Origin of the sequence: Nonomuraea sp. NPDC049624 (assembly GCF_040675255.1) — a bacterium.
Classification (GTDB): domain Bacteria; phylum Actinomycetota; class Actinomycetes; order Streptosporangiales; family Streptosporangiaceae; genus Nonomuraea.
This window is the reverse complement of record NZ_JBFAOR010000018.1, coordinates 24032-45821: the sequence shown is the minus strand read 5'-3', so window position 1 is coordinate 45821 and position 21790 is coordinate 24032. Positions and strand designations below refer to the sequence as shown.

Sequence of the window (21790 nt, the reverse complement as noted above, 5' to 3'; positions counted from 1 at the left end):
GGCGGCCCGCGCGAGTGAGGAGCGAGCTGATGCGTCCGACCGGCCATCCCGAGAGCGGCGGCCTGCGCAGCCAGGCCTGGTGGGACAACGCCGGAAATCCGGAGATGACCGCGCTCTACCTCGAACGGTTCCTCAACTTCGGGCTGACCCCGAAGGAGCTCCAGTCCGGCCGGCCGATCATCGGCATCGCCCAGACGGGCAGCGACCTGGTGCCCTGCAACCGCCACCACCTCGCCCTGGCCGACCGGGTCAGGGACGGCATCCGCGACGCCGGCGGCATCCCGCTGGAGTTCCCCGTCCATCCGCTGCAGGAGACCGGCAAGCGCCCGACCGCCGCCCTCGACCGCAACCTCGCCTACCTCGGGCTGGTCGAGGTGCTCTACGGATATCCGCTCGACGGGGTCGTCCTGACGACGGGCTGCGACAAGACCACGCCCGCGTGCCTGGCCGCGGCGGCGACCGTCAACATCCCGGCGATCGTCCTGTCCGGCGGGCCGATGCTCAACGGCTATCACCAGGGCAGGCGCATGGCCGCGTCGGGGTCGGGGCTGGTGATCTGGCAGTCGAAGCGGCTGCTGGCCACCGGCGAGATCGACCACGACGAGTTCATGGCGCGCGTGGCCGCCTCCGCGCCCAGCATCGGCCACTGCAACACCATGGGCACCGCCCTGTCGATGAACAGCCTGGCCGAGGCGCTCGGCATGTCGCTGCCGTGCTGCGCGGCGATCCCCGCGCCCTACCGCCGCCGGGCCCAGATGGCCTACGACACGGGCCTGCGGGCGGTGCAGCTGGTGCGCGAGGACCTCACCCCGCGCAAGATCATGACCATGCGCGCCTTCGAGAACGCGATCGTCGTCGCCTCGGCCATCGCCGCCTCCACCAACGTGCCCATCCACGTCAACGCCATCGCCCGGCACGTCGGCGTGCCGCTGACGATCCACGACTGGCAGCGCGTCGGGGGCGACGTCCCGGTGCTGGCCGACGTCGCCCCCGCCGGCGAGTTCCTGGGCGAGGACTTCTACCGGGCGGGCGGCGTGCCCGCCGTCATGCGGTCGCTGCTGGCGGCCGGGCGGCTGCACGCCGACGCCATGACCGTCTCCGGCCGTACCGTGGGGGAGAACCTGGCCGACGCCCCGCCCGCCGACCCGGAGGTCATCCGTCCCTACGACGCCCCGCTGGCCGCGCGCGGCGGGCTGCTCGTCATGACGGGCAACCTGTTCGACTCGGCCGTCATGAAGACCTCCGTGCTCAGCGACGAGTTCCGCGCGGTCCGCGACTACCGGGCGATCGTCTTCGAGGGGCCCGAGGACTACCACGCCCGCATCCAGGATCCGGACCTCGGCGTGGACGAGGGCTGCATCCTCGTCATCCGCTACACCGGGCCGATCGGCTACCCCGGGTCGGCCGAGGTGGTGAACATGGAGGCGCCGTCGGCGCTGCTGCGGCTGGGCGTCACCACGCTGCCCACGCTCGGCGACGGCCGCCAGAGCGGCACCTCCGACGCGCCGTCCATCCTCAACGCCAGCCCCGAGGCCGCCGCCGGGGGCAACCTGGCCATCCTGCGCACCGGCGACCTCGTCCGCGTCGACGTGGACAACGCGCGCGTCGACGTGCTGCTGACGGAGGAGGAGATCGCCGCGCGGTGGGCCAGTCACACGCCGCCGGCGCTGGAGAACCAGACGCCGTGGCAGGAGATCTACCGCGCCACGGTCGGGCAGCTCGACGGCGGGGGATGCCTGGAGCTGGCCCTGTCGTACCAGGACCTCGTACACACCAAGGGGATTCCCCGTGACTCGCACTGACGCCAGAGGCACCATCATGATCGCCGACTCCGACTTCGGCGACGTGGACATCGAACGCGCGATCGTCGAGGCCGCGGGGTTCGCCCTCCTCGCCGAGCAGTGCAAGAGCGAGGACGAGGTGATCGAGAAGGGCCGCGACGCCGACGGCGTGCTGACCCAGTACGCGCAGATCGGCTCCCGCGCCGTCGAGGCCCTCACCCGCTGCCGGGTGATCGCCCGCTACGGCACGGGCGTGGACATCGTCGACGTCGACGCCGCGACCAGGCGCGGCATCCAGGTCACCAACGCGCCGAACGAGTGGTGCGCCGAGGAGGTCGCCGACCACGCCGTCGCGCTCTGGCTGGCCGCCGCCCGCAAGATCTGCCAGTACGACCGCGCCACCCGGCGCGGCGTGTGGCAATGGCAGACCGGCGAGCCGATCCTGCGGCTGCGCGGGCGGGTGTTCGGGCTGCTGTCCTTCGGCGCCATCGCCCAGCTCATCGCCGCCCGCGCGCGGCCCTTCGGCGTCGAGGTCTGGGCGCACGACCCCTTCATAGACGACTCCCGGATCCTCGCGCACCACGTGCGGCCGGTGTCGTTCGACGAGCTCGTGGCGGGCGCCGACTACCTGGTGATCCAGGCCCCGCTCACCCCGGGGACGCACCACGCCTTCGACCACGAGACGCTGCGCAGGATGAAGCCGGACGCGATCCTCGTCAACACCGCGCGCGGCCCGATCGTGCAGGACGAGGCGCTGTACCAGGCGCTCGCCCAGGGATGGATCGCCGGCGCGGCCCTGGACGACCTGGAGGAGGAGCCGGCCAAGCAGCGCGACTGGCGTCCGGACAACCCGCTGTTCACGCTGCCCGGCGTGATCGTCACCCCGCACGCCGCCTACTACTCCGAGCAGGCGATCGAGACGGTGCGGCGGTTCGCCGCCGAGGAGGCCGTCCGGGTCCTGACCGGGCAGGCGCCGCGCAGCCCCGTGAACGACGTGACCGTCCGGCGCTGACGGCGGCCGGGTGGTCCCGGCGCCGTAGCCGCGCGGCAGCGTACGACGGCGGGAGTAGCGCCGGCCGCCTCCGCCCGTAGGACGACGGCGGCGGGCGCGGGCGGCGAGGATCGGGACGGCAGCCACCCCCACACCCTCAAGGACGCCGAATGGGCATCACCTGCGAGCGCGACCTCGCCGACTTCCTGACCGCCTACACCCGGGACATGGCCGTCTCCTGCGAGGAGCCCGCCGCCATCATCGACCGCTACTTCGTGCCGGACTTCGAGTACTGCAACGACGGGCTCGTGATCGACCGGCAGCGCATGATCGACCACGCCCGTCCCGTCCGGCGGCAGGTCGACAAGGAGGCGATGGCCGCCGGCGACGGGTCCGGCGTCGAGATCCACGAGACGCTCGTCTCCGGCGCCCGGATCGCCGCCCGGTGGACCCTGCGCACGAGGCTGCGCAAGGGCACGACCTTCGCGGCAGAAGTCTTCATGTTCGGCCGCCTGGCCCCGGACGGCCGCATCCGCCGCATCGACCAGACCACCAGGCGACTGGACGAAGCCGGATAGCCGCGCCCGCGGTTCAGCCCGTCCGGCGGCCGGCCCGCCACTCCGGGGCGAGCACGGACCAGACCTCGACGTCGTGCCGGACGCCCCGGTGGGGGTAGCTCTCGCGCAGGACGCCGTCCTTGCTCATCCCGAGCCGCCGGGCCACCGCGATGCTGGCGGTGTTGCCCGCCGCGGCCTGCCACTCCACGCGGTGGATGCCGCGTTCCTCGACGGCCCAGTCGATGATCACCCGGATGGCCCTGGTCACCAGGCCCTTGCCCGCCGCCGACGGCTCCAGCCAGCAGCCCGCCTCGGCGGTGCCGAGCCGGACGTCCATCGTCCGGAACAGCACGCCGCCGACCAGCGTGCCGCCGGTCCAGATGCCGTAGATGCGCCCGGTGTCGGCCGCGGCCTTGTCCGCGTACCCCTGCAGCACCGACCTGGCGGACTCCAGGTCGGTGACGAGGTCGGGCAGGGCGATGAACCGGCCGATGAACTCGCGCCCGCGGTCCATGTGGCTCAGGAACTCCTCGGCCCGCCAGGGCTCCAGCGGACGCAGCTCCGCACCGTCGTCGCCCAGGGAGATCGCGAACATTGCTGCCTTTCCGTCCAGGCTTCACCCGTCTTGCGGGGGAATCCTCTCACGGGCGGCCGGGCCCGTTGATCGCGGCGGGCCGGGCACGGCCTGCAGGTAGGTCAGCACCGCCATGACGCGCCGGTTGTGGTCGTCGGAGGGAGGCAGGCCGAGCTTGGCGAAGATGTTGTTCGTGTGCTTGCCGACCGCCTTGTCGGTGACCTGGAAGTGGGCGGCGATGGCCAGGTTGGACAGGCCCTGGGCCATGAGCGTCAGCACCTCGCGCTCGCGCGGCGTCAGCGCGGCCAGCGGTTCGTCCCTGTCGCGGCGGGTCAGCAACTGGGAGACGACCTCCGGGTCCATCGCGGTGCCGCCGGCGGCCACCTGGCGCACCGCGTCGACGAACCGGTCCACGTCGCCCACCCGGTCCTTCAGCAGGTAGCCGACCCCGCCGGAGCGGTCGGACAGCAACTCCCTGGCGTACAGCTGCTCCACGTACTGCGACAGGATCAGCACCGGCAGCCCCGGCACCCGGGCGCGCGCCTCCAGCGCGGCGCGCAGGCCCTCGTCGGTGAAGCCGGGCGGCAGCCGCACGTCGATCACCGACACGTCGGGACGGTGCCGGACCAGCGCCGCCAGCAGCATGGGCCCGTTGTCCACCGCCTCCACGACGGTGCAGCCGTGCGCCGACAGCAGGCGGACCAGCCCGTCCCGCAGCAGCGCGAGATCTTCGGCTATGACAACGCGCACGGGACCTCCATGGTCAGTTCGGTCGGGCCGCCGGGACGGCTGCTGACGGTGAGCGAGCCGTCGAAGGCGGACAGCCGGTCCTCGATGCCGCGCACGCCGGTGCCCCGGTCGCGGCGGACCGGGCCCCGGCCGTCGTCGCCCACGGTCAGCCGGAGCACGCCGGCGGTGTGCCGCAGCCGCACCCAGGCGTGGGAGGCGCCGCTGTGCTTGGTCACGTTGGTCAGCGCCTCGGCCGCGGCGAAGTACACGGCGGACTCCACCGGCGGCTGCGGGCGGCCGGGCAGGTCGATGTCGATCTCCACCGGCATCGGGCACAGCAGCGCGGACGCCTCGATGGCCCCGGCCAGGCCGCGGTCGGTCAGCACGGGGGGATGGATGCCGCGCACCAGGTCGCGCAGGTCGCCCAGCGCCTGCCCGGCGATCTCCCGCGCCTCGTCGATCATCCGCAGGGTCTCGTCCGGGTCGCCGCAGCCGCGGGCCAGCCCCAGGTGCATGCGGATGGCGATCAGCTTGGCCTGCGCGCCGTCGTGCAGGTCGCGTTCGATGCGGCGCAGCTCGGCCGCGCGCGCGTCGACCAGCGCGGCCCTGGACGCGGTCAGCTCCCTGATCCGCGTGTCCGGCGTGGGCCGGGCGTCCAGCAGCCGCCGCGCCAGCCGCGCCTGGCCGGTGCGGAACAGCGGGACGGCCATGAGCACCACCACGGCGATGGCCACCGTGGACATGCTCAGGGCGAACGTGTTGAGCAGGCTCGTCTCCGCCGGCCGCAGCCGGAGGAAGACGTAGTCCAGGGCGGACAACATGGCCCACACCGCCAGCACGGGAGCAGGGCCGGTGACGCCGTGCACGGCCAGCCAGGCCAGCTCCCGCCACCTCCCCGGCCGACCGCCGCCGCTGTTCCCGTCGCCGTCGCTCTCCGGGATGCTGTTTCCGGTGCCTTTCCCGTCGCCGTCCAGGCCGAGCGTCCGGCCCGCCCAGCGGCGCTGGAACCCGGCCAGGCGGCGGGCGGCCGCGAGCAGCCGGCCGAGCGGCGCCCGCCCGAGCCCGGCCACCGGCACCAGGACGGCGCTCACCGGCACCAGGACGAGCAGCCCCAGCGCGGCCACGCCGGTGACGGCGTTCAGCGCCAGGCCGGTCACCGCCTTCAGCGCGTACGCCGCCAGGCCGGTCACCGCCCGCCACGCCGGCCCGCCGGGCGAGGGTCGTCTCCCCGTCACAGCTGCAGTCTGCCCGATCGGCGAGGAGAAGGCGGTGGGGCCGGCCCCACCCCCCGGGGTGGCGTTTTCCCACCCCGGCAGGTGGACGCGCACCCATGGAGGCCGGGACCGCGGCTCGCCAGGCTCGATTCAGTCCGGCGAACGAGGGAGAGACATGATCGAAGTGAGGGCGCTGACCATGCGCTACAGCCGCACATTCGGCAAGCGACCAAGGATCCGGGCGCGTTGGATTCTCCATGCTGCCAAGGTGCGGTGCGGGCCGACGATCATGCGCGAGGTAGTGCTGGGAATCACGCCTGCCGTGCGGCCCCTGTCGCTGTCCCGACGAATCGGATCACGTCCCGCGTCCTGACGTCGTCCCCCGGTCTCAGGTGCCCGGTCGCCACGGTCATGAGCCCCACCATTCAGTCCCAAGCTGGATACGACACGCCTCCTTGATCCTTCCGAATCGCGGCTCCCGGCGCCGCTCCCGAGGCCGATCCGATCGGCGAGCAGTCGGCTCCCGGCGACGCCATGGGCCAAACCGTGGCGGTCATCGACGTCACCGGCGACGGCATGGGCGAGATGATCGCCGGCGTCCCGGGCAAGAACTCCGGGCATGGCATGCTCGCGGTGCTGCCAGGCACGGCCGGCGGCGTGCCGTCCACCGCTCAGGTCGCCCATGCCGTCGGCATCGGCGTCGGCGTCGTCGCAGAGCTCGGCGATGGCATCGGCGCGGTCGGGCGGTGGGGTGGAGGAGTTCGATCTCGCCGGGGCCGGGGCGGGTGCGTTCTTGAGGCCGTGGGAGTCGCGGTCGGGTATGCCCCTCGTTCGGTGGTGCCTGAGCAGGTGTGATGGGCGGCTGTGGGATGGCCGAATGTGGCCATCGTGATCGTCTTGACCTATCGCTTGGTCGGGCTCATCGTCGAGAGGGCTTCGACGGCGAAGCGGGCGGGGGAGGGGGGCGATGGGGGCCGGGGATGCACTGATCAACGTCCACGGGGACCTCGCGTACACGCATGTGACGCCGGCGATGGACGCGAGCCGGCGGATCGCCTACAGCGTCCTGGACGCGGCCAAGGGGGAGCCGGACGCGGCGTACACGGCCGACGGCCCCGCCGAGCCGCCGTTCAAGCGGAAGGTCACCGGGGTCGGTCACGGGATCGCGGGCGCGGCCGCGATGCCGACGGCCAAACCTGGCGGCAGGATCGAGGCCGGCGCGCCCCCAGGGCCGTCGGAGAACCTGACCGGCGCCGTCACCTGCGCCGGAGCCCGCAGCGTCGACTGCAACGAGGCCGACCAGGTCGTCCACAGCGTGCCAGCGCCCGCCGCTCGAAAAGGCGATGCGCACCGAGAACACCGACAGCAACGACGAACCCATCCAGCGCCTGGATGCGGACTGATCGGCAAGGAGCTCACTTCGTGCACGACAAGAACCTGATCAAGGTCTACAAGGACCGCGAGTACACCTCCACGACAATGGTCCGGCACAACGGCACCGTGGTCGGCTTCGCCCTCGGCGCCGACCGCCGCGTCTACTACAGCGTGCTCAGCCTGGACCAGGCCGACCGGGCGCGCGGCGCACTCGACGCGGCCTACTGGAACGCCGACCCGGCCGTGCTGGTGTTCCCCACCGAGATCGTCGACGTGGGCGCCGAGACGCCCCAGGTGGCGGTCATGCCGGTCGTCAAGAAGCTGGGCTCGGCAGAGGTGCCGCCCTCGGAGAAGCTGCTGCCCGGCGAGGAGGACCCGTTCCTGTCCACGACCGCCCGGCTGACCTCCGAGTTCCCCATCCAGGTGGTTTCCGACGGCCGCTACCTGCTGGTGTTCCGCCAATCGGTGGCGGCGGGCGCGGCCGGCTCGGTCTATGAGACGACCACCGGGCGGCTGACCGGCGACGCCGCCGGAGGCAAGGCGGCCAAGGCCGACGCCGCGCTGCTGTGCGACCGCTTCGTCCTGGTGGGCGCCGAGCTCAAGCCGGTGGTGGACGTCCGCTACCAGCGCAGCCGCAGCCGGATCCTGCCCGCCTCCGGCGGTGACACGCTGGGCACCCGGGACATGGAGGGCCGGCTGTTCTACGAGCCGACCATGAAACTGTCGTTCGCCGGACGGCTCACCGGCGGCCTGTTCACCGCGCTGACGCTGCCCACGGCCGTCACCGGGCATACCCGCTGGCAGATCTTCACCGCCGACGCCTCCGGCACCGTGCACGGCCACAACCTGGAGCAGACCCCCGACGGGCTGTTCAACCCCGCCGGAACCCAACTGTGGACCAGCCCCGACCCCAAGTACGCCGCCTCGGTGCTGGAACGGTCCCCTGGGATCGACTCGCACACCCGCAAGCTGCTGGTTCCTGTCAAACCGCCGCAAGACCGGGCCGGAACAGCGTTGCGCTTCGACGGCACGGGCGCTCCGGTGATCGCGGGCGTGGGCGTCACGGCCGCGCCGGCGGGGCCGTACACGCTGGAGGCCTGGATCAAGCCCGCCGCCGCCACCGGGACCGGGCTGATCATCGGACGCACCCAGCGCACCAGCATGGACAGCCCTGTGCACGTGAGCCTCCAGGCCGACGGCAAACTGCGGTTCGGCCACGGCACGCAGACCCTGACCTCGACGACGGTGGCGCCGATGGGGGTCTGGGCGCACGTGGCGGCCGTCTTCGACGGAGCGGCGCTGCGGCTGTATGTGAACGGCGCGGCGGCGGGCTCGCTCACCACGTCCGAGCAGGTCGATGTCAGCGCCCGGATCGTGGTCGGCGGGCGCGGCCCTGGTCAGACCTCCGCCGACGTGTTCACCGGCCAGATCGACGAGGTGCGGGTCTGGACGATCGCGCGCGCCGACTTCGCCACCCGGGGCCAGCGCCTGTCGGGCGGCGAGACCGGCCTGTACGCCTACTTCCCCCTCGACGAGGGCGCCGGCGTGGAGGTCCGTGACCGGAGCGCCAACAAGTTCTCCGGCCGCTTCGACCCCGGCCCCGTGTGGACCGACTCCGATGCCCCCGTCTACGACGGCCCCGGCATCACCCGCCAGTCGTTCACCGTCACCGGCCGAAAGGCTGTCGCGGGCCTGACCGCGACGCTGTACTACCAGCAGCAGTCCTCGGTGACGGGCTACGGCCAGGCGCCGGTGCCCGAACGCAGGCAGGCGCGCGTGATGCTGGCCTTCGCCACCTCCGGGCCGCCGCCCAAGGGCGAACCGGCCGATCGCTCCTACGTCGCCACCCTGGACTTCGCCGTCTCCAAGGACGGCCGGCTGGCCAGGCTGCCCGGCGTCGTCGACCTGGCCTGGATCGGCACACCCGACCCGACCAAGGACACCGAGCGACTCCGTCAGGCGGAGGAGGCGGTGACCGTCGCGCGCGGCAAGCTCTATACCGACCAGCAGCTCACCGACTGGATGCCGAGCAGCGTGGCCCGGCTGAAGCAGCTTGAGGAGGAGTTGACCAGGGGCGGCATCTTCAGCCTGTACACCCTCAACAGGACCATCGTCGGACCGGCCAGGAACGCGGAGCGGCAGCGGGAGGCCGAGATCATGGCCGAGGCGGTGCCGCTGGCGCAGAGGTACCTGCAGCAGTTGGAGGCCTCCCAGCGGCTCGGCGCCGACAAGGCGGCCCTGGACGCCGCGCTCAACACCCTGGCCACGCTGACCGGCGCGCAGGCGGGCGCGGCCGAGGCGGTGCTGCCGATGCCCACGCTGCACACCGACCGTGCCGGGCTCACCACACTCGGCGCGCTGCTGTCCTTCGCCTGGACGGGCAACGCCCCCGCGCTGCTGGACAGCTCGACCGGCGAGGTGGCGCTGTACTTCCGCGGCGGCGCCGGCCAGTATTTCGCCACCTACTACGCCGCCACGATCGCCCCTGCCGTCAAGCAGTTCACCGTCGCCGACGGCACGTTGCGGCTGTCGGCCCGCGACATGGCCCTGCGCTCGGCCGACTTCGCGGTCAAGGTGACCGCCACCGGGGCGGGCCTGTGCACGGTCGAGGTCAGCCGCGGCACGACCAAGGAGACGTTCCCCTCGGTGCCCGACCGGGCCGACCAGCTGGCCTCGGTGCTGAACGGCACCGCCAAGGGAGCCGAGCTGGGCACGGTGCTGTCGCTCCAGGACAAGGTGGTGACGCTGATAGAGCCGCTGGCGACCGCGCTGACCGCCGGCTCGGCTGTGACGGTCGGCGCCGACAGCCGGACGGCCGAGGCGACCCCGGCCGGCTCGGCGCAGATCACGCTGACCAGCGGCGGCCTGACCGCCGGCACGGGCGCCAAGGTGCGCACCCCCGCCTACGACTACACCAAGGCCACCTGCAGCGCCCCCGGCGTGTCGGTGGCCTCGGGTTCGCTGATCGTCAGCGCGCACGCCCAGAGCGCCACCGGGCCGGTCCCCGCCGGGACCGCCGCCGACGTCAGCCAGCCGCTCGGCCCGCGCTGGCACGGCGACTCCCCCGGCCGGGCGTTCTCCTTCGACCGCGACGCCAAGAACCGTCTGCACCTGGCGGACACCGCCAACATCGCGGCCCTGGCCGCCTCCGGCGACCTGACGATGGAGGCGTGGATCAGGCCGACCGTGGTCAACAACGGCGCCCTGATCCTGGCCACCGACACCGGCCCCACCCGGTACGCGCTGAGCCTGACGCAGCTCTTGAAGGGCGACGGCTCCTTCGCCTACCAGATCGACGCGACCGTCAACGAGCAGAGCGTGCGCACCGTCGACCTGTTCCCGCCGGGGGACTGGGCCCACCTGGCCGTCGCGTTCACCCAGGACTGGGCGATGCGGATGGACGGCGTCGGCTACCTGGACGCCGGCGGCCCCGGCGGCCTGGACATCGTGGAGAACCTGACCATCGAGGCGTTCGTCCAGATCGAGTCCAGCGGCCGGCACGGGCTCGTCGGCAAGGGCGTGCTCGGCGACGGCGGTCAGACGGCCGTGCCCTACTGCCTGTACGTCGACAACGACAACCGCCTTGCCTTCGCCTTCGAGGCCGGATCCGGTACGGCCGCCCCCGTCGTGCACAAATCCACCATGGCCCTCACAACTGGCAGATTCCACAGGGTGGCCGTCGTGCGCAGGAACCCGACCGGCATCGAGACGGGCGTGGAGATCCGCTTCTACGTCGATGGCGCCGACGCCGGGACGCACCGCTACAAGGGCGCCAAGCCCGTGGGCAACGACGCGCCCGCCGAGCTGGGCCGCATGGTCGAGGGCAAGACCGTGTCCGGCCTGAAGGGCATCCTGTCGGAGGTGAGGATCTGGAACGTGGCCAGGGACGCCGACCAGATCGGCGTGTCCATCAGTCCCAAAGCGCAGGGGCTGGTCGCCTGGTGGAGGTTCCCGGAGTCCAAGGGCTCCACCACTCAGGACATGTGCGGCTCCTATCCCGCCACGCTGCGCGCCGTGACCCGGGTGCGCACCCCCGACCCGGCGGGCAACAGGTTCACCCTGTACCGCAACGGCAGCCCCGTGGCGACGGAGCCGGCGACGCAGGCGGCCGTTGCCCGGTCCGCCGCGCCACGCTCGGTGGTGGGCGAGGGGTTCACCGGCGACCTGGACGAGATCCGGGTCTGGCGGACCGCCCGTACGCAGGAGCAGATCCTGGACAACATGTTCGGCCGCGTCAAGGGAGACCGGCAGCACCTGCTCGCCTACTACCCGTTCGAGGCCGACGACACGGTGGCCGGGGCGCTGGTCAAGGACGCAGGGCTGAGCGGCCAGCACCTGACTCAGTCGGCGCCCGGTCCGAAGATCGTACTGTCCACGGCGCCGATCTCCACCGACGCCGCCCGGATCCGCTCGGCGCTGACCGGCATCAAGACCTCCTTCCACGGCACGATCGCGACCACCCCGGCCGCCACCGAGTACGGCGACGTGCAGCGGCTCCCGGACGACTCGATCATCGGGGTGCTCAAGCGGGCCTACGGCTACCTCCAGGACGACAAGTCGTGGGCGCTGAGCACCGGTTTCAAGGTCGGCGAACTGGCCACCACCTGGGTCGGCCAGGTGCAGTTCGACCCCCAGCTCATCGGCTATATCGAGGGCGCGCCGCCGATCCCGTCGGAGAACATGATCGACGAGAAGAAGGACTACGCGGGCACCTCGTCGGTCGCCTTCGTGCAGGCCGACAACGTCGTCAACACCTTGTCCTCCCAGCGGGACGTCAGCGTCGACAGCGCGATGAAGATCGCCTTCGACCAGGCGTTCGGCGACGAGGTCTGGGCCGTCCTCGCGCCGCTGGGCGCCGGCACCGCCAAGCCGATGAGCGCGGTCAAGCAGGAGTGGGGCTTCTACCTGTCCCTCGACTTCTCCAACAGCTGGAGCGACACCACGGAGGTGTCCCAGGGCGCCAACACCACCCGCACCAGCAAGGTCACCCTCGCCGGCGGCTGGGAGGACGCCGACGGCACCAAGCACGTCAACCCCACCGTCGGACGCCGCTGGGTGCCCGCCAACACCGGCTTCGCCGTCGTGCAGTCCGAGACCGCCGACATGTACGCATTGCGCTTGACGCACACCGGCGCCGTCGTCGCCTACCGGATGCTGCCCAGCCCCGACATCCCCCGCGACTGGAACCTGATCCCGTTCCCGATCAACCCCCGCTACACCAAACAGGGCACCCTGGACGGGATCGTCGGTTTCCACGAGTACGGCCAGGTCCCCGGCCTGCGTCCGTTCCCCGACCCGCACTTCCCCAACGCCGCCGACGGGGTGAGCGGCGAGTACAGCTACTACCGACCCGCCGAGGCCTACCGGATCAAGAAGCGCATCCAGCGCGAGCAGCAGCAGTTGCAGGGGTTCTACGACTCGGTGTCCATCCAGACCCACACCTGGGACCCCACCCACGGCCAGGCGGCCAAGGTGCTGAACGGGATGACGGGCGGCACCGGCGCCACCACCGAGGCCGGTTCCGGCGGCGACCCCGAGGCCAAACGCGCGGCCACCAGATCAGCCTCGCGCCGCAACATCGTCAACACCTACGTGTGGACCGCCGCAGGCGGCTTCTTCGCCGAGACGACGGCCACGACCGACCAGGTCACCGAGACCACCTCGGGGGCGTTCTCCTTCAAGTCCACCTTCGGCGGCAACTACGCCATCAGCTTCGACGTCATGGACTTCGGCCACAAGTTCGGCCTGGAGGCGTCCATGAGCGCCGGGTACAGCGTCACCCGCAAGAAGTCCAAACAGGCCACCCGCACGTTCAGCCTCGATGTGAGCTGCGGGCCCGGCGCCGAGCTGCAGAAGTTCGTCGGCGACAAGCCGCAGTTCGACGCGGCGGGCAAGCCGATCCTGGTGCCCGGCCGGGTCGACGCCTACCGGTTCATGACGCTCTACCTGGACACCACCACCGACAACTTCGAGGACTTCTACGGCAAGGTGATCGACCCCGAGTGGCTGGACCGGGGCACCGACCCGAACGCGCTGGCGCTCAAGCGGGCCCAGCAGGCCGAGACCAAGCCGCCGTGCTGGCGGATCATGCACCGGGTCACGTTCGTCAGCCGGGTGCTGGACACCGGTGTGAGCACACCGTCACTGGCCCAGGAGATGGGGTCGCTCGGCATCGCCAGCGACTACGCGCTCATCACCAAGCTCCAGCCGCACCTGACCGGCGCGACGAAGGACTTCGCCGCACTCAACAAGGCGGCCAGGGCTGCGCTGGTGGGCAACTTCGCCCGGCTGGCCCCGTACGCCGACACGATCGTGGGCCGCCTGGCGGCCTACTACAACCTGCAACCGGACGACGCCCCGCTCACCGCCGCGCCGCCCGCCGCGGCGGCGGCCCCCGACGGCAAGGTCACCCTGGGCGCGACGTCGGTCCCCAAGGGCACGAGCCTGACCTTCACCTACTCCACGCTGCCCGCCACGGTCAGCGACAAGAACTGGATCGGCCTCTACCCGGCCACCAAGGCCCCCAAGGACGGCGAGTCCATCGACTGGCGCTACACCCCCGGCGCGACCGGCACGCTCGTGATGCCGACCGACAGACTCCCCGGCCCGGGCGCGTACGCGGCGTACTACCTCCACAACGACGGCTACACGGTTCTGGCGGGCCCCATCCGCTTCACCGTGACCTGACGTACCAGGCGACGCCGGCCGGCCCCGGCCGGCGTCGCCGACGACAGCGTTCACCCGCGTCCTTGGGAGGCGTCCGCGGTCCGCCCGGGCCGGCCCTCCCACTGCGCGAACACACCTTGCTGCCGATCAGCCTCACCGCGCGTCACGGCCGCAGGTGGGCTGGAAGGGGTAGCCCGGGAAGTGGGCGGCCCAGTCCTCCGGCATGAGGTCGAAGCGCTGGTAGGGGAGGTGATCGCCGGCGACGTAGAGGACGTCGCCGTCCAGGCTGATAGCCAACACGAGATCGCCGGCAGTGAGAACGGGTGCCCCATGGGTTGCCGTGTTTCGGTGTCCCACAGCAGAATCGCGCCGTTGGCCATCCCGACGGCGAGCACGCGCATCCGGGGAGAAGGCCAGGGCGGTGGTCCGCGGCCGAGGTGGTGGACGTGAAGATGCCGAGGTGGCGTCGTACGTTGTCGTCCCAGAGGGCGGTCTGCCCGCTCCCCGTGCCGACGGCGAGGTAGCGCCGTCGGCGCTGAAGGCCAGCGCGCCGGACGCGCCGATCCTGCCCGCGCGGCGGGTCGGCCCTGCCGCGGTGAGATCGGCGACATGCCCCTGCGAGCTGACCAGTAGCCGCTCGGTGGGGTCGACGGCGAGGCGGCCGCTGATGAAGGGCACGGTCGCGGAGATGCCGCCTTTGATCGGATCCCGGACGATGGTCTTGCTGAGGTGGGAGGCATCGTTGCCGAGGATGGGATTTCCGCCGATCAGGATGCTGTCGCCGGCGAATGCGAGGCTCTTTCCGTCTTGGAGGGGCGGGGAGGTGGCACTGAGGCGTCGGCCGTCGAGATCCCCAAGCCATGCCCTGAACGGCGGTGTCTGCAAGATGTCGCTGTAGGCCAGGACCCGGCCGTCGCGCCGGAAGGCGGCGACCACCAGGCATCCCGCCGGCACTTCTGAGGCGGTTACCGGACAGTGCAGTGGTGGCGGGCCCGCTGCTGCCGTCGCGTAGCTCTACGCGGTCACCGTACGTGATGGCAAGCCGGTGGCCGTCCGAACCGAACGTCGCCATGGTGGTGCGGTCGTCTCCCCGGCCGCCGTCGGAGAGGGCAGTGAGCCGAAGCGTGCGGACCGTGGTCATCCCCGAAGAACTCGAGCCCGTGAGTGCCCCCGCCAGGTAGCGGACGTGGCAGGCGGCCGGGTCGATCTTGATGTCGAAGGCGAGCTCGCCGCCGAGCGGGCGCCGGAACAGTGGATCCACCATCTGGTTCAGACTCCAGACCAGGAGCTCATGCCTGCCGCCCGTGGCCAGGAAGGAGCCGTCCTGGCTGAAGCCGACCTCGTACACTCCCGGAGCGGCGAGAGCGGGGCCTCCTTGCCGTCGGGCAGGTGCCACTGCCGGACCTGGCCGGGGCCGGAGGACTCTCTTCGTGCCTGCCCCTCCGGGAGGAGATCGCCGGCACCTTCGTGATCTCCCTCCTCGCGCTCAACCCTCCAGATGTCAGTGTCGATCTCGTGGTGCGGCATCCGAACGCGACAACGGATACGCACGGTGCCACATTGATCAACTTTGCCCTGTTCGACCTGGTCGGCAAGGCGCTGACGCCGCGCCTGCGGGACCTGACCCGGGTCACCCTCGTGCGCGATGAGACCCCGACCGAGATCGCCAAGCGCTACCCGCACGCCGGGCCGCTGCTGGGCGCGCGCTGGAACGAGGACTTGGTGGCCGCCTGCTGGCCGGATCTGCTGCGGATGGCCGGGGCGTTGAAGTACGGGCAGGCCACCGCCTCGCTGATCGTAGGCAAGTGGTCGGCGGCCTCCCGGCAGAACACCCTGGCTGCCGCGCTGAAGGAGTGGGGCATGCTCAGAAGGACTGTCCACCTGGCCGAATAGCTGTCGGATCCGGCCTTCAGGGGGAAGATCTCGCGGCAGCCGAACAAGGGGGAGAGCCTGCACGCGCTGCGCCGCGACCTGCATCACGCCCAGCAGGGCACGATCATCCGCCCGCATCTGGAGCAGCAGGCCGAACAGGCGTGGTGCCTGACCGTGCTGACCAACTCGGTGGTCGCACATCTCGCCCGGCCACAGCGACAACATCAACTTCCTCGGCGTCATCAACGTCGACGTAGAGGCGGAGCCGGCCAAGCTCGACACCAGCGGATGGCGGCCACTGCGGCCCGCGCAACTGCGCCAGCTGGGACCGACTCCCTGAGCAGCCATCGCTTCGTGCCGTTGAAGGAGGCACGGGCAGGGGGGATGGCCCCGCGACCGACGACGGGCCATCGTGCTGCCGGCGGGGCGAGCCGGAGTATGCCGTAGACGTCCGTCATGGGGGTCCCGGCCGTGAATGTCACGGTGCGCCTGCGTCTGGCGGCACCCAGGAGACGAGCGCGGGGGTTCGATCGATGCCTTCCGCGTGGCGTGTCAGGCGTGCAGGAGATTGATGGCGCGCTCGTCGAGCTGCTGGGCGCAGCGCAGGCCGCGGGCGCGAAGCGGGACAGGTCGCGCCGCATCTCGGTGATGGTCCTGCGGGTGCGGGCGGAGGCGACGCCGTCCATGTGGTCCATCGCCCGGCCCCATGGGGCGCAGGCTTGTTCGATGCTGCCCTGGGCGAGGAGGAGTTCGGCCTCGGCGGCCAGATCCAGCATGACCGCAATTGGATACCTCGCCGAGTTGGAGGCGCTGGCCGGAGGCGAGTGTCCGGCCCCGGCCCGCACCGCCTGTACGTGGACGAGATCTCCTTCTCCTGCGCGCGCTGCGGCGGCGGCCCCGTGAGGATGCCCGGCGTGACCGGCGCCTGGTACGACACCCACCCGGAGCCGATCGAGGTGGCCTGCGGCTCACGTGGCCGGCTGTACTCCCTGCGGGCCGCATACGGTGCCCGCCGCAGGTAGGCGCAGGCTGATCAGATAGCGGTTGACGTGGGCGATGATGCAGGATTTGCCGGCGTTGTAGAGGCCGTGACCGTGGTCCTGGTACTCGACCGTCCCCGATCCGGGCACCCGCCGTACGAGGTCCGCGGTGGCCTCGAAGTCCGTCCAGGAGCCGACGCCCAGGTAAGGCGGCAGGCCTGTGGAAGGCAGCGGCGCGGGTGGGTTGGTCGCGGGGGCCGGCCAGCCGACGCAGGCGAGCGGGTGCCACAGCTCGGTTCCGGCCAGGTTCGGCAGCAGGCGCTCGCCCTCGCGGCGCGAGGCCCGGTACTCCGCGTAGTCGCGGAAACCTAGGCCGTCGAGGCAGTGGGTCATGTTCATCCCGGTGAACGAGGGGACCTTCGGGCTCTTCGTGCTCTGCCGGACGTAGTCGGCGAAGCCCGAGGCGTCCCCGCCGGCGGCCCGCTTGATCGCCTCGGCGAGCTCTGTCCACCGGGGGTAGCCGGGCGCGGGGCCTGGGGAGACGATGCTGGGAGCGGCTGCCTCCTTGAGGTCGAAGCCGCTGTAGGCGGCCTGCGGCGGCTCGCCCTCGACGGGCACCGGGACGCGGTCGGCCCGCGCCACCAGCGACCGCCAGACCTCGCCGACGTCCTGGCCGTGCAGCGCGCAGGCAGTGCTCGCCGTGCACCAGGCGGCGAAACGGGCGAATGACTCCTCGTGTGGAAGCCTGGTCTGCGCCCGGGACATATACGGATTGGCCGTGCCGTCGAACACCATCGCGCGCACCCGGCCGGGGAACAGCCGGGAGTAGGCGATCGCGGGGATACCGCCGTAGGAGTTGGCGATGAAGCTCAACTGGTCCTCGCCGAGGGCGGCGCGGACGGACTCCATGTCGCGTGCCACGGAGGCCGAGTCCATGTGGTCGAAGAAGTCGGGGTCGGCGGCACGGCAGCGCTCGGCCGCCGCCCGGTTGCGCCTGCCCAGCTCGGCGTACTCCGCGCGGGTGTCGGGCCAGGTGATCCAGGGGCCGGAGACGAGGCAGTCGTAGGGCAGCACGCCCTTGTCGATGGTGTTGCGAGGCTCGACGCTGACCACGTCGAACCGGTCGCGCAGCTCGGCGAAGCTGCCCGCGTTCTCGCTCAGCTCCGCCACACCCGAGGCCCCCGGTCCGCCGGGGATCGCGAACACGGCACCGATCCGCCGCTGGGCGCCGGTGGCGGGCAGCAGGCCGACGGTCAGCTCGATCCGCCGTCCTGACGGCTTCGCCCAGTCCAGCGGGACGGTGACGGATGCGCAACGCAGCTCTTCGGCCAGCCGCTTGTCGGCGCAGTCCGCCCAGGCCGGTGTCGACGGGCCCGGGCCCGTGTCCGGCAGGCCTGTCACAGCCGGGAGCAGGACGACCGTGGCCACGCCGATCGCCGCCACCCTGATCCGGCGCCCGGCGGGCGCCATCACGGTGGCGCCCGCCGTCAACGCGACGGCCACGTACCCGACGAGTAGCCCCGCCGCCACGGCGGGTGGCAGGATCCCGCCGCCGGTCCCCGCGATCTGGAACGGCAGGTTTTCGATCATGAACGAACCCGCCTGCGCGCGCAGCGGCATGGGCAGCGTCCTGGCCACCACCGGCAGCACCACGATGATCACGGCCAGGGCGACCAGCGCGCCGGGCGTGGAGCGGACGACGGCACCGACGCCGAGCCCGATCAGCGCGACCGCGGCCATCGACAGCCCGGCGACGATCACCGAGGCGAGCACCCCCGGCTCAGACAGCGGCGTGCCCAGCGTCACCCCGACACGCAGGATCTGCCCGGCCCGATCGCCGAGCACCGCCATGGAGGCCGCGTGCATGGCGAACGCCAGCACCTGGCCCGCCACCAGCGCCACCGCCGCCAGGGCCGGAATCTTGGCCAGCAGCAGTACCTGCCGGCGCGGCACGGCCACCAGGCTCGCCTGGATCGTCCCGGTGCTGTGCTCCGAGGTGATTGTCAGGGCACCCAGGACGGCGAGGACGAAGTAGGCGAGGGCGATCCCGTTGCCGATGCCGTCCCCGTTGGTGGGGAAGGCCAGCCGCTGGTCCAGGGGCTGGCGGTCGAAGCCGCGGCCGATCATGAAAGCTATCGCGGCGCAGGCTCCGATGGCCGACGCCGAGCAGGCCAGCAGGTAGAGGTTCGAACGCAGAGAGCGGAACTTCAGCCACTCGGAGGCGATCACGTCGATCATCGCGCGGCCCGCCGTACTGGGGCGCGCCCCGAGCCCTCGCCGGTGACGGTCGTGTAGTCGGTCCTGTCCTCGCTCACCGTCGTGTACTCCGTGCTGTCGCCGGTGAGCCGCATGAACGCCTCCTCCAGGGACGCGCCGCGCGGCGACAGCTCCACCAGCGCGATCCCCGCCGCCAGCGCCAGCTCACCGATCCGGGCCGCGCCCAGGCCGCGCACGGACAGGGCGCCGTCGTCCTCGGTGGTCACCGTCGCCCCCTGCGTGCGCATCACGGCGGTGAGCCGTTCAGGACGGGACGTGCGCACCAGCACGTCCCGCTGGAAGTGCCCCGCCAGGTCGTCCATGGTGGTGTCGGCGATCAGCCGGCCCCGCCCGATGACGACGACGTGGTCCGCCGTCACTGCCAGCTCGTTCATCAGATGGCTGGACAGCAGCACCGTGCGGCCTTCGCCGGCGAGCGAGCGCAGCAATCCTCGGAGCCAGCGGATGCCCTCCGGGTCCAGGCCGTTCAGCGGCTCGTCCAGCATCAGCACCGCCGGATCGCCGAGCAGCGCCGCCGCAATGCCCAGCCGCTGCCTCATCCCCAGGGAGAACCCCTTGATCCGCCGGTCCGCGACGCCGGTCAGGCCGACCTGTTCCAGGACCGCGGCCACCCGGGCCATGCCGATGCCGTTGCTGCGGGCCAGGCAGCGCAGGTGGTCGCGGGCGGTCCGACCGCCGTGCACCGCCCCGGCATCGAGCAGCGCCCCCATGGTGCGCAACGGACTGCGCAACGACACATACGAACGCCCGTCCACCAGCGTCTCGCCTGCGGCGGGAACCTCCAGCCCGAGCACCGCCCGCATGGTCGTGGACTTCCCCGCGCCGTTCGGCCCCAGGAATCCGGTCACCAGGCCCGGTCTCACGGTGAAACTCAGATCGTCCACGGCGACCGCGCGGCCGTACCGCATGGTCAGGCCTCTCACTTCGATCAAAACGCCCCCTCGTCGATGGCCTCGGGACCGCCCGGTTCGGCGGCGTGGCCAGCCTGATGGCCGAGGAGCAGAACCTCCATGGGCCTGCGCCTACGGGGCAGGTGGACAATTGCCACCAAAGCAGGTGGGGCCAGCCCTACCTCCGCAGTCCTGCGAACAAGGCAGACTGCAACGATGATCCGGACACGACCCGCACCCGGCAGCGGGTCAGCCGCCCTCGCGCTCAGAGCGGCGGCCGGCCCGGTGGACCTCCCGCCCGCCCACGCGGGAACCGGCCGTGCTGCGTGAAGTACTTCAGCAACAGCGCGAAGGCCAGACGAGTGCCCTCCTGCTTCGCACTGACCAGCCCGATCTCATCGCCCAGCACAGTCCAGTGCTCGATGAGTTCAGCCATGCCAAGCGGCGGCACTTGGCGAAGGCCACTGCATCGCCCTGTGACGCCCTGGACGCCTCGGTCCGGCCGGGTTCCTCGTCACCTCCGCAGGCCGCGGCGGCCAGTGCGACTGCGGCTAGGGCGACGGCCGCCATGATGTTCCTGCGCGAGCGCCTCTGACCGGGGATGCCATCCATGTCGATCTCCATCGTCGTATGAATGTCCGAGGTCGTCGGGGCGTCGGTCGTCGGCGCTGCAGGGCGGGGTTGCGGTCGGCATCACCCGGTTGCTCCACGGCGCGCGGGGATTCATGACCGACCGCAGGCCTCGGGGCAGAATTTGACCTCGGGGTAGCGTGATGACGGCTTGTCCATGAGGGGTTGCCGTTGGGATTTCAGGTGCTGGTCGAGGAAGGCTGCCACGTAGGTGCGGGTGAGCTCGGCGGCGCGCGCCGCGGGCAGAATCCCGTACGCGGGCTTGATGCCGAGGGCGCCCGCCAGCAGCGGGCCGTCGGTGAAGGACTGGTGTTCGGCGCCCGACAGCACGATCCAGCGCTTCCACCCGGTCAGCAGCTTCCAGTCGCGGTCCCAGGAGGTGTCTCGGCCTCCGGGGATGTGCTGCGGCGAGCCCAGGAACATGAACGGCCGAGAGAATCCGCTCTTGGGGATGCGGGCGTAGGTGGTGCCGTCCATGTCGATCCCGGCGCGCACCCGGGAGTCCTTCACCATGGCCGCCATGGCACCGGCCCCGCCGATCGACTGGCCGGCCATCGCGATCCTGGAGCGGTCGATCCGGTCGGAACCGTCCCACTGCGATGGCAACTGGTCGAGCACGAAGGAGACGTCGGCCGCCCGGCCCTGAACCACTCCCGTGCCGAAGCCCGGGTCGGCGTCACTGTCGCAGGCGAGGCATTCGGCGACCCGGCCGTCGGACAGGGTGGTGGCGTAGCTTTCGTAGGTGTGGTCGATGCCGGCCACGACGTACCCGCGGCTGGCCAGGTCCTCGGCCAGGGACGTGAGTGTGCTCATCGGCTTGGTGAAGCCGGGGGACAGCACCACCAGCGGAAGCTTCCGTCCCGCGGGTTCGGCGTCTTTGATGGCGTTCGTGCGCGTCTTGCTCAGCGCGTCGTCCGGCACGCCCGTGATCCCCAAGCTCTTCAGGGTGAGCTCCGATTCCCTCGGCGTCATGTACGGCGCCCGCTGCCCGTCCCGCTGCTTGGTCGGATACCACAGGGTGACCTTGAGCTCCCTGGCGTCGACGTCGAGGTTCCACGGATCGGGGCGGGAGGCGTCCTTCAGATACAGGGCGGTGGTTCCCACCGGCTGGTCGCCGGTGGGGGCCGGCAGGGTGGCCGGCCCGGTCGGCGTGGGCGGCGGGGCGGCGGAGCGGGGCGGCGCGGGTGCGGAGCAGGCCGATGCGGCCAGGACGGCCAGTCCCGCGGCGACGGCCAGGAGGTGTCTCATCGAGCGG

General features: G+C 71.6%; 14 protein-coding genes and 1 pseudogene. 7 read left to right on the top strand and 8 right to left on the bottom strand.

Annotated elements, in window-relative coordinates; translation table 11 throughout:
• The first annotated feature begins 29 nt into the window (after positions 1–29).
• The 3 genes from AB0J76_RS45300 to AB0J76_RS45290 all read left to right on the top strand — a co-directional run bounded on the left by AB0J76_RS45300 (position 30) and on the right by AB0J76_RS45290 (position 3350).
• On the top strand, positions 30–1802 hold the full coding sequence (locus tag AB0J76_RS45300) for an IlvD/Edd family dehydratase (RefSeq protein ID WP_352326916.1): 1773 nt from the start codon (positions 30–32) through the stop codon (positions 1800–1802).
• On the top strand, positions 1789–2793 hold the full coding sequence (locus AB0J76_RS45295) for a C-terminal binding protein (protein ID WP_352326915.1): 1005 nt from the start codon (positions 1789–1791) through the stop codon (positions 2791–2793). The genes AB0J76_RS45300 and AB0J76_RS45295 overlap by 14 nt, the downstream gene beginning before the upstream one ends.
• A 149-nt stretch (positions 2794–2942) precedes the next feature.
• The gene (locus tag AB0J76_RS45290; protein WP_352326914.1) at positions 2943–3350 is read left to right on the top strand and encodes a nuclear transport factor 2 family protein; all 408 of its coding nucleotides are present in this window, start codon (positions 2943–2945) and stop codon (positions 3348–3350) included.
• A gap of 13 nt (positions 3351–3363) precedes the next feature.
• On the opposite strand, the gene AB0J76_RS45285 is transcribed toward AB0J76_RS45290, so the two are convergent.
• From AB0J76_RS45285 to AB0J76_RS45275, 3 genes are read right to left on the bottom strand one after another with little or no spacing between them, the layout of a single operon-like run.
• Positions 3364–3924: a GNAT family protein gene (locus AB0J76_RS45285; protein WP_352326913.1), complete on the bottom strand. Its 561-nt coding sequence runs from the start codon at positions 3922–3924 to the stop codon at positions 3364–3366.
• A gap of 21 nt (positions 3925–3945) precedes the next feature.
• A complete protein-coding gene (locus tag AB0J76_RS45280; protein WP_352326912.1) occupies positions 3946–4653 on the bottom strand; it encodes a response regulator transcription factor in 708 nt (235 codons plus the stop codon).
• A complete protein-coding gene (locus AB0J76_RS45275) occupies positions 4638–5867 on the bottom strand; it encodes a histidine kinase (RefSeq protein ID WP_352326911.1) in 1230 nt (409 codons plus the stop codon). Before AB0J76_RS45275 ends, AB0J76_RS45280 begins: the two co-directional genes overlap by 16 nt.
• A 525-nt stretch (positions 5868–6392) precedes the next feature.
• On the opposite strand from AB0J76_RS45275, the gene AB0J76_RS45270 reads away from it, so the two are divergent.
• The 3 genes from AB0J76_RS45270 (at position 6393) to AB0J76_RS45260 (ending at position 13907) form a co-directional block, all read left to right on the top strand.
• Positions 6393–6701, top strand: a complete 309-nt coding sequence (locus AB0J76_RS45270) for a hypothetical protein (protein WP_352326910.1) — start codon at positions 6393–6395, stop codon at positions 6699–6701.
• A gap of 112 nt (positions 6702–6813) precedes the next feature.
• Complete coding sequence (locus AB0J76_RS45265) at positions 6814–7287, top strand: hypothetical protein (RefSeq protein ID WP_352326909.1); 474 nt, start codon at positions 6814–6816, stop codon at positions 7285–7287.
• Positions 7269–13907: a LamG-like jellyroll fold domain-containing protein gene (locus AB0J76_RS45260; RefSeq protein WP_364393526.1), complete on the top strand. Its 6639-nt coding sequence runs from the start codon at positions 7269–7271 to the stop codon at positions 13905–13907. Before AB0J76_RS45265 ends, AB0J76_RS45260 begins: the two co-directional genes overlap by 19 nt.
• A gap of 132 nt (positions 13908–14039) precedes the next feature.
• Here AB0J76_RS45260 and AB0J76_RS45255 read toward each other — a convergent pair whose 3' ends face one another.
• Positions 14040–14822, bottom strand: a complete 783-nt coding sequence (locus AB0J76_RS45255; protein WP_352329711.1) for a hypothetical protein — start codon at positions 14820–14822, stop codon at positions 14040–14042.
• A gap of 453 nt (positions 14823–15275) precedes the next feature.
• Between AB0J76_RS45255 and AB0J76_RS45250 the strand changes: the two are divergent.
• Positions 15276–16205 (top strand): annotated as a pseudogene (locus AB0J76_RS45250) (Tn3 family transposase).
• Positions 16206–16726: 521 nt separating this feature from the next.
• On the opposite strand, the gene AB0J76_RS45245 reads toward AB0J76_RS45250, so the two are convergent.
• From AB0J76_RS45245 to AB0J76_RS45230, 4 genes are all read right to left on the bottom strand, one after another.
• Positions 16727–18976, bottom strand: a complete 2250-nt coding sequence (locus AB0J76_RS45245; RefSeq protein ID WP_352329713.1) for an alpha/beta fold hydrolase — start codon at positions 18974–18976, stop codon at positions 16727–16729.
• Positions 18973–19947 (bottom strand): ATP-binding cassette domain-containing protein, encoded by a 975-nt coding sequence (locus AB0J76_RS45240; protein WP_364393522.1) that lies wholly within the window; start codon positions 19945–19947, stop codon positions 18973–18975. Before AB0J76_RS45240 ends, AB0J76_RS45245 begins: the two co-directional genes overlap by 4 nt.
• 223 nt (positions 19948–20170) lie before the next feature.
• Positions 20171–20341: a hypothetical protein gene (locus AB0J76_RS45235; protein WP_352326706.1), complete on the bottom strand. Its 171-nt coding sequence runs from the start codon at positions 20339–20341 to the stop codon at positions 20171–20173.
• A 287-nt stretch (positions 20342–20628) separates the two neighbouring features.
• A complete protein-coding gene (locus tag AB0J76_RS45230) occupies positions 20629–21783 on the bottom strand; it encodes an alpha/beta hydrolase (protein ID WP_352326704.1) in 1155 nt (384 codons plus the stop codon).
• Between the last annotated feature and the right edge of the window lie 7 nt (positions 21784–21790).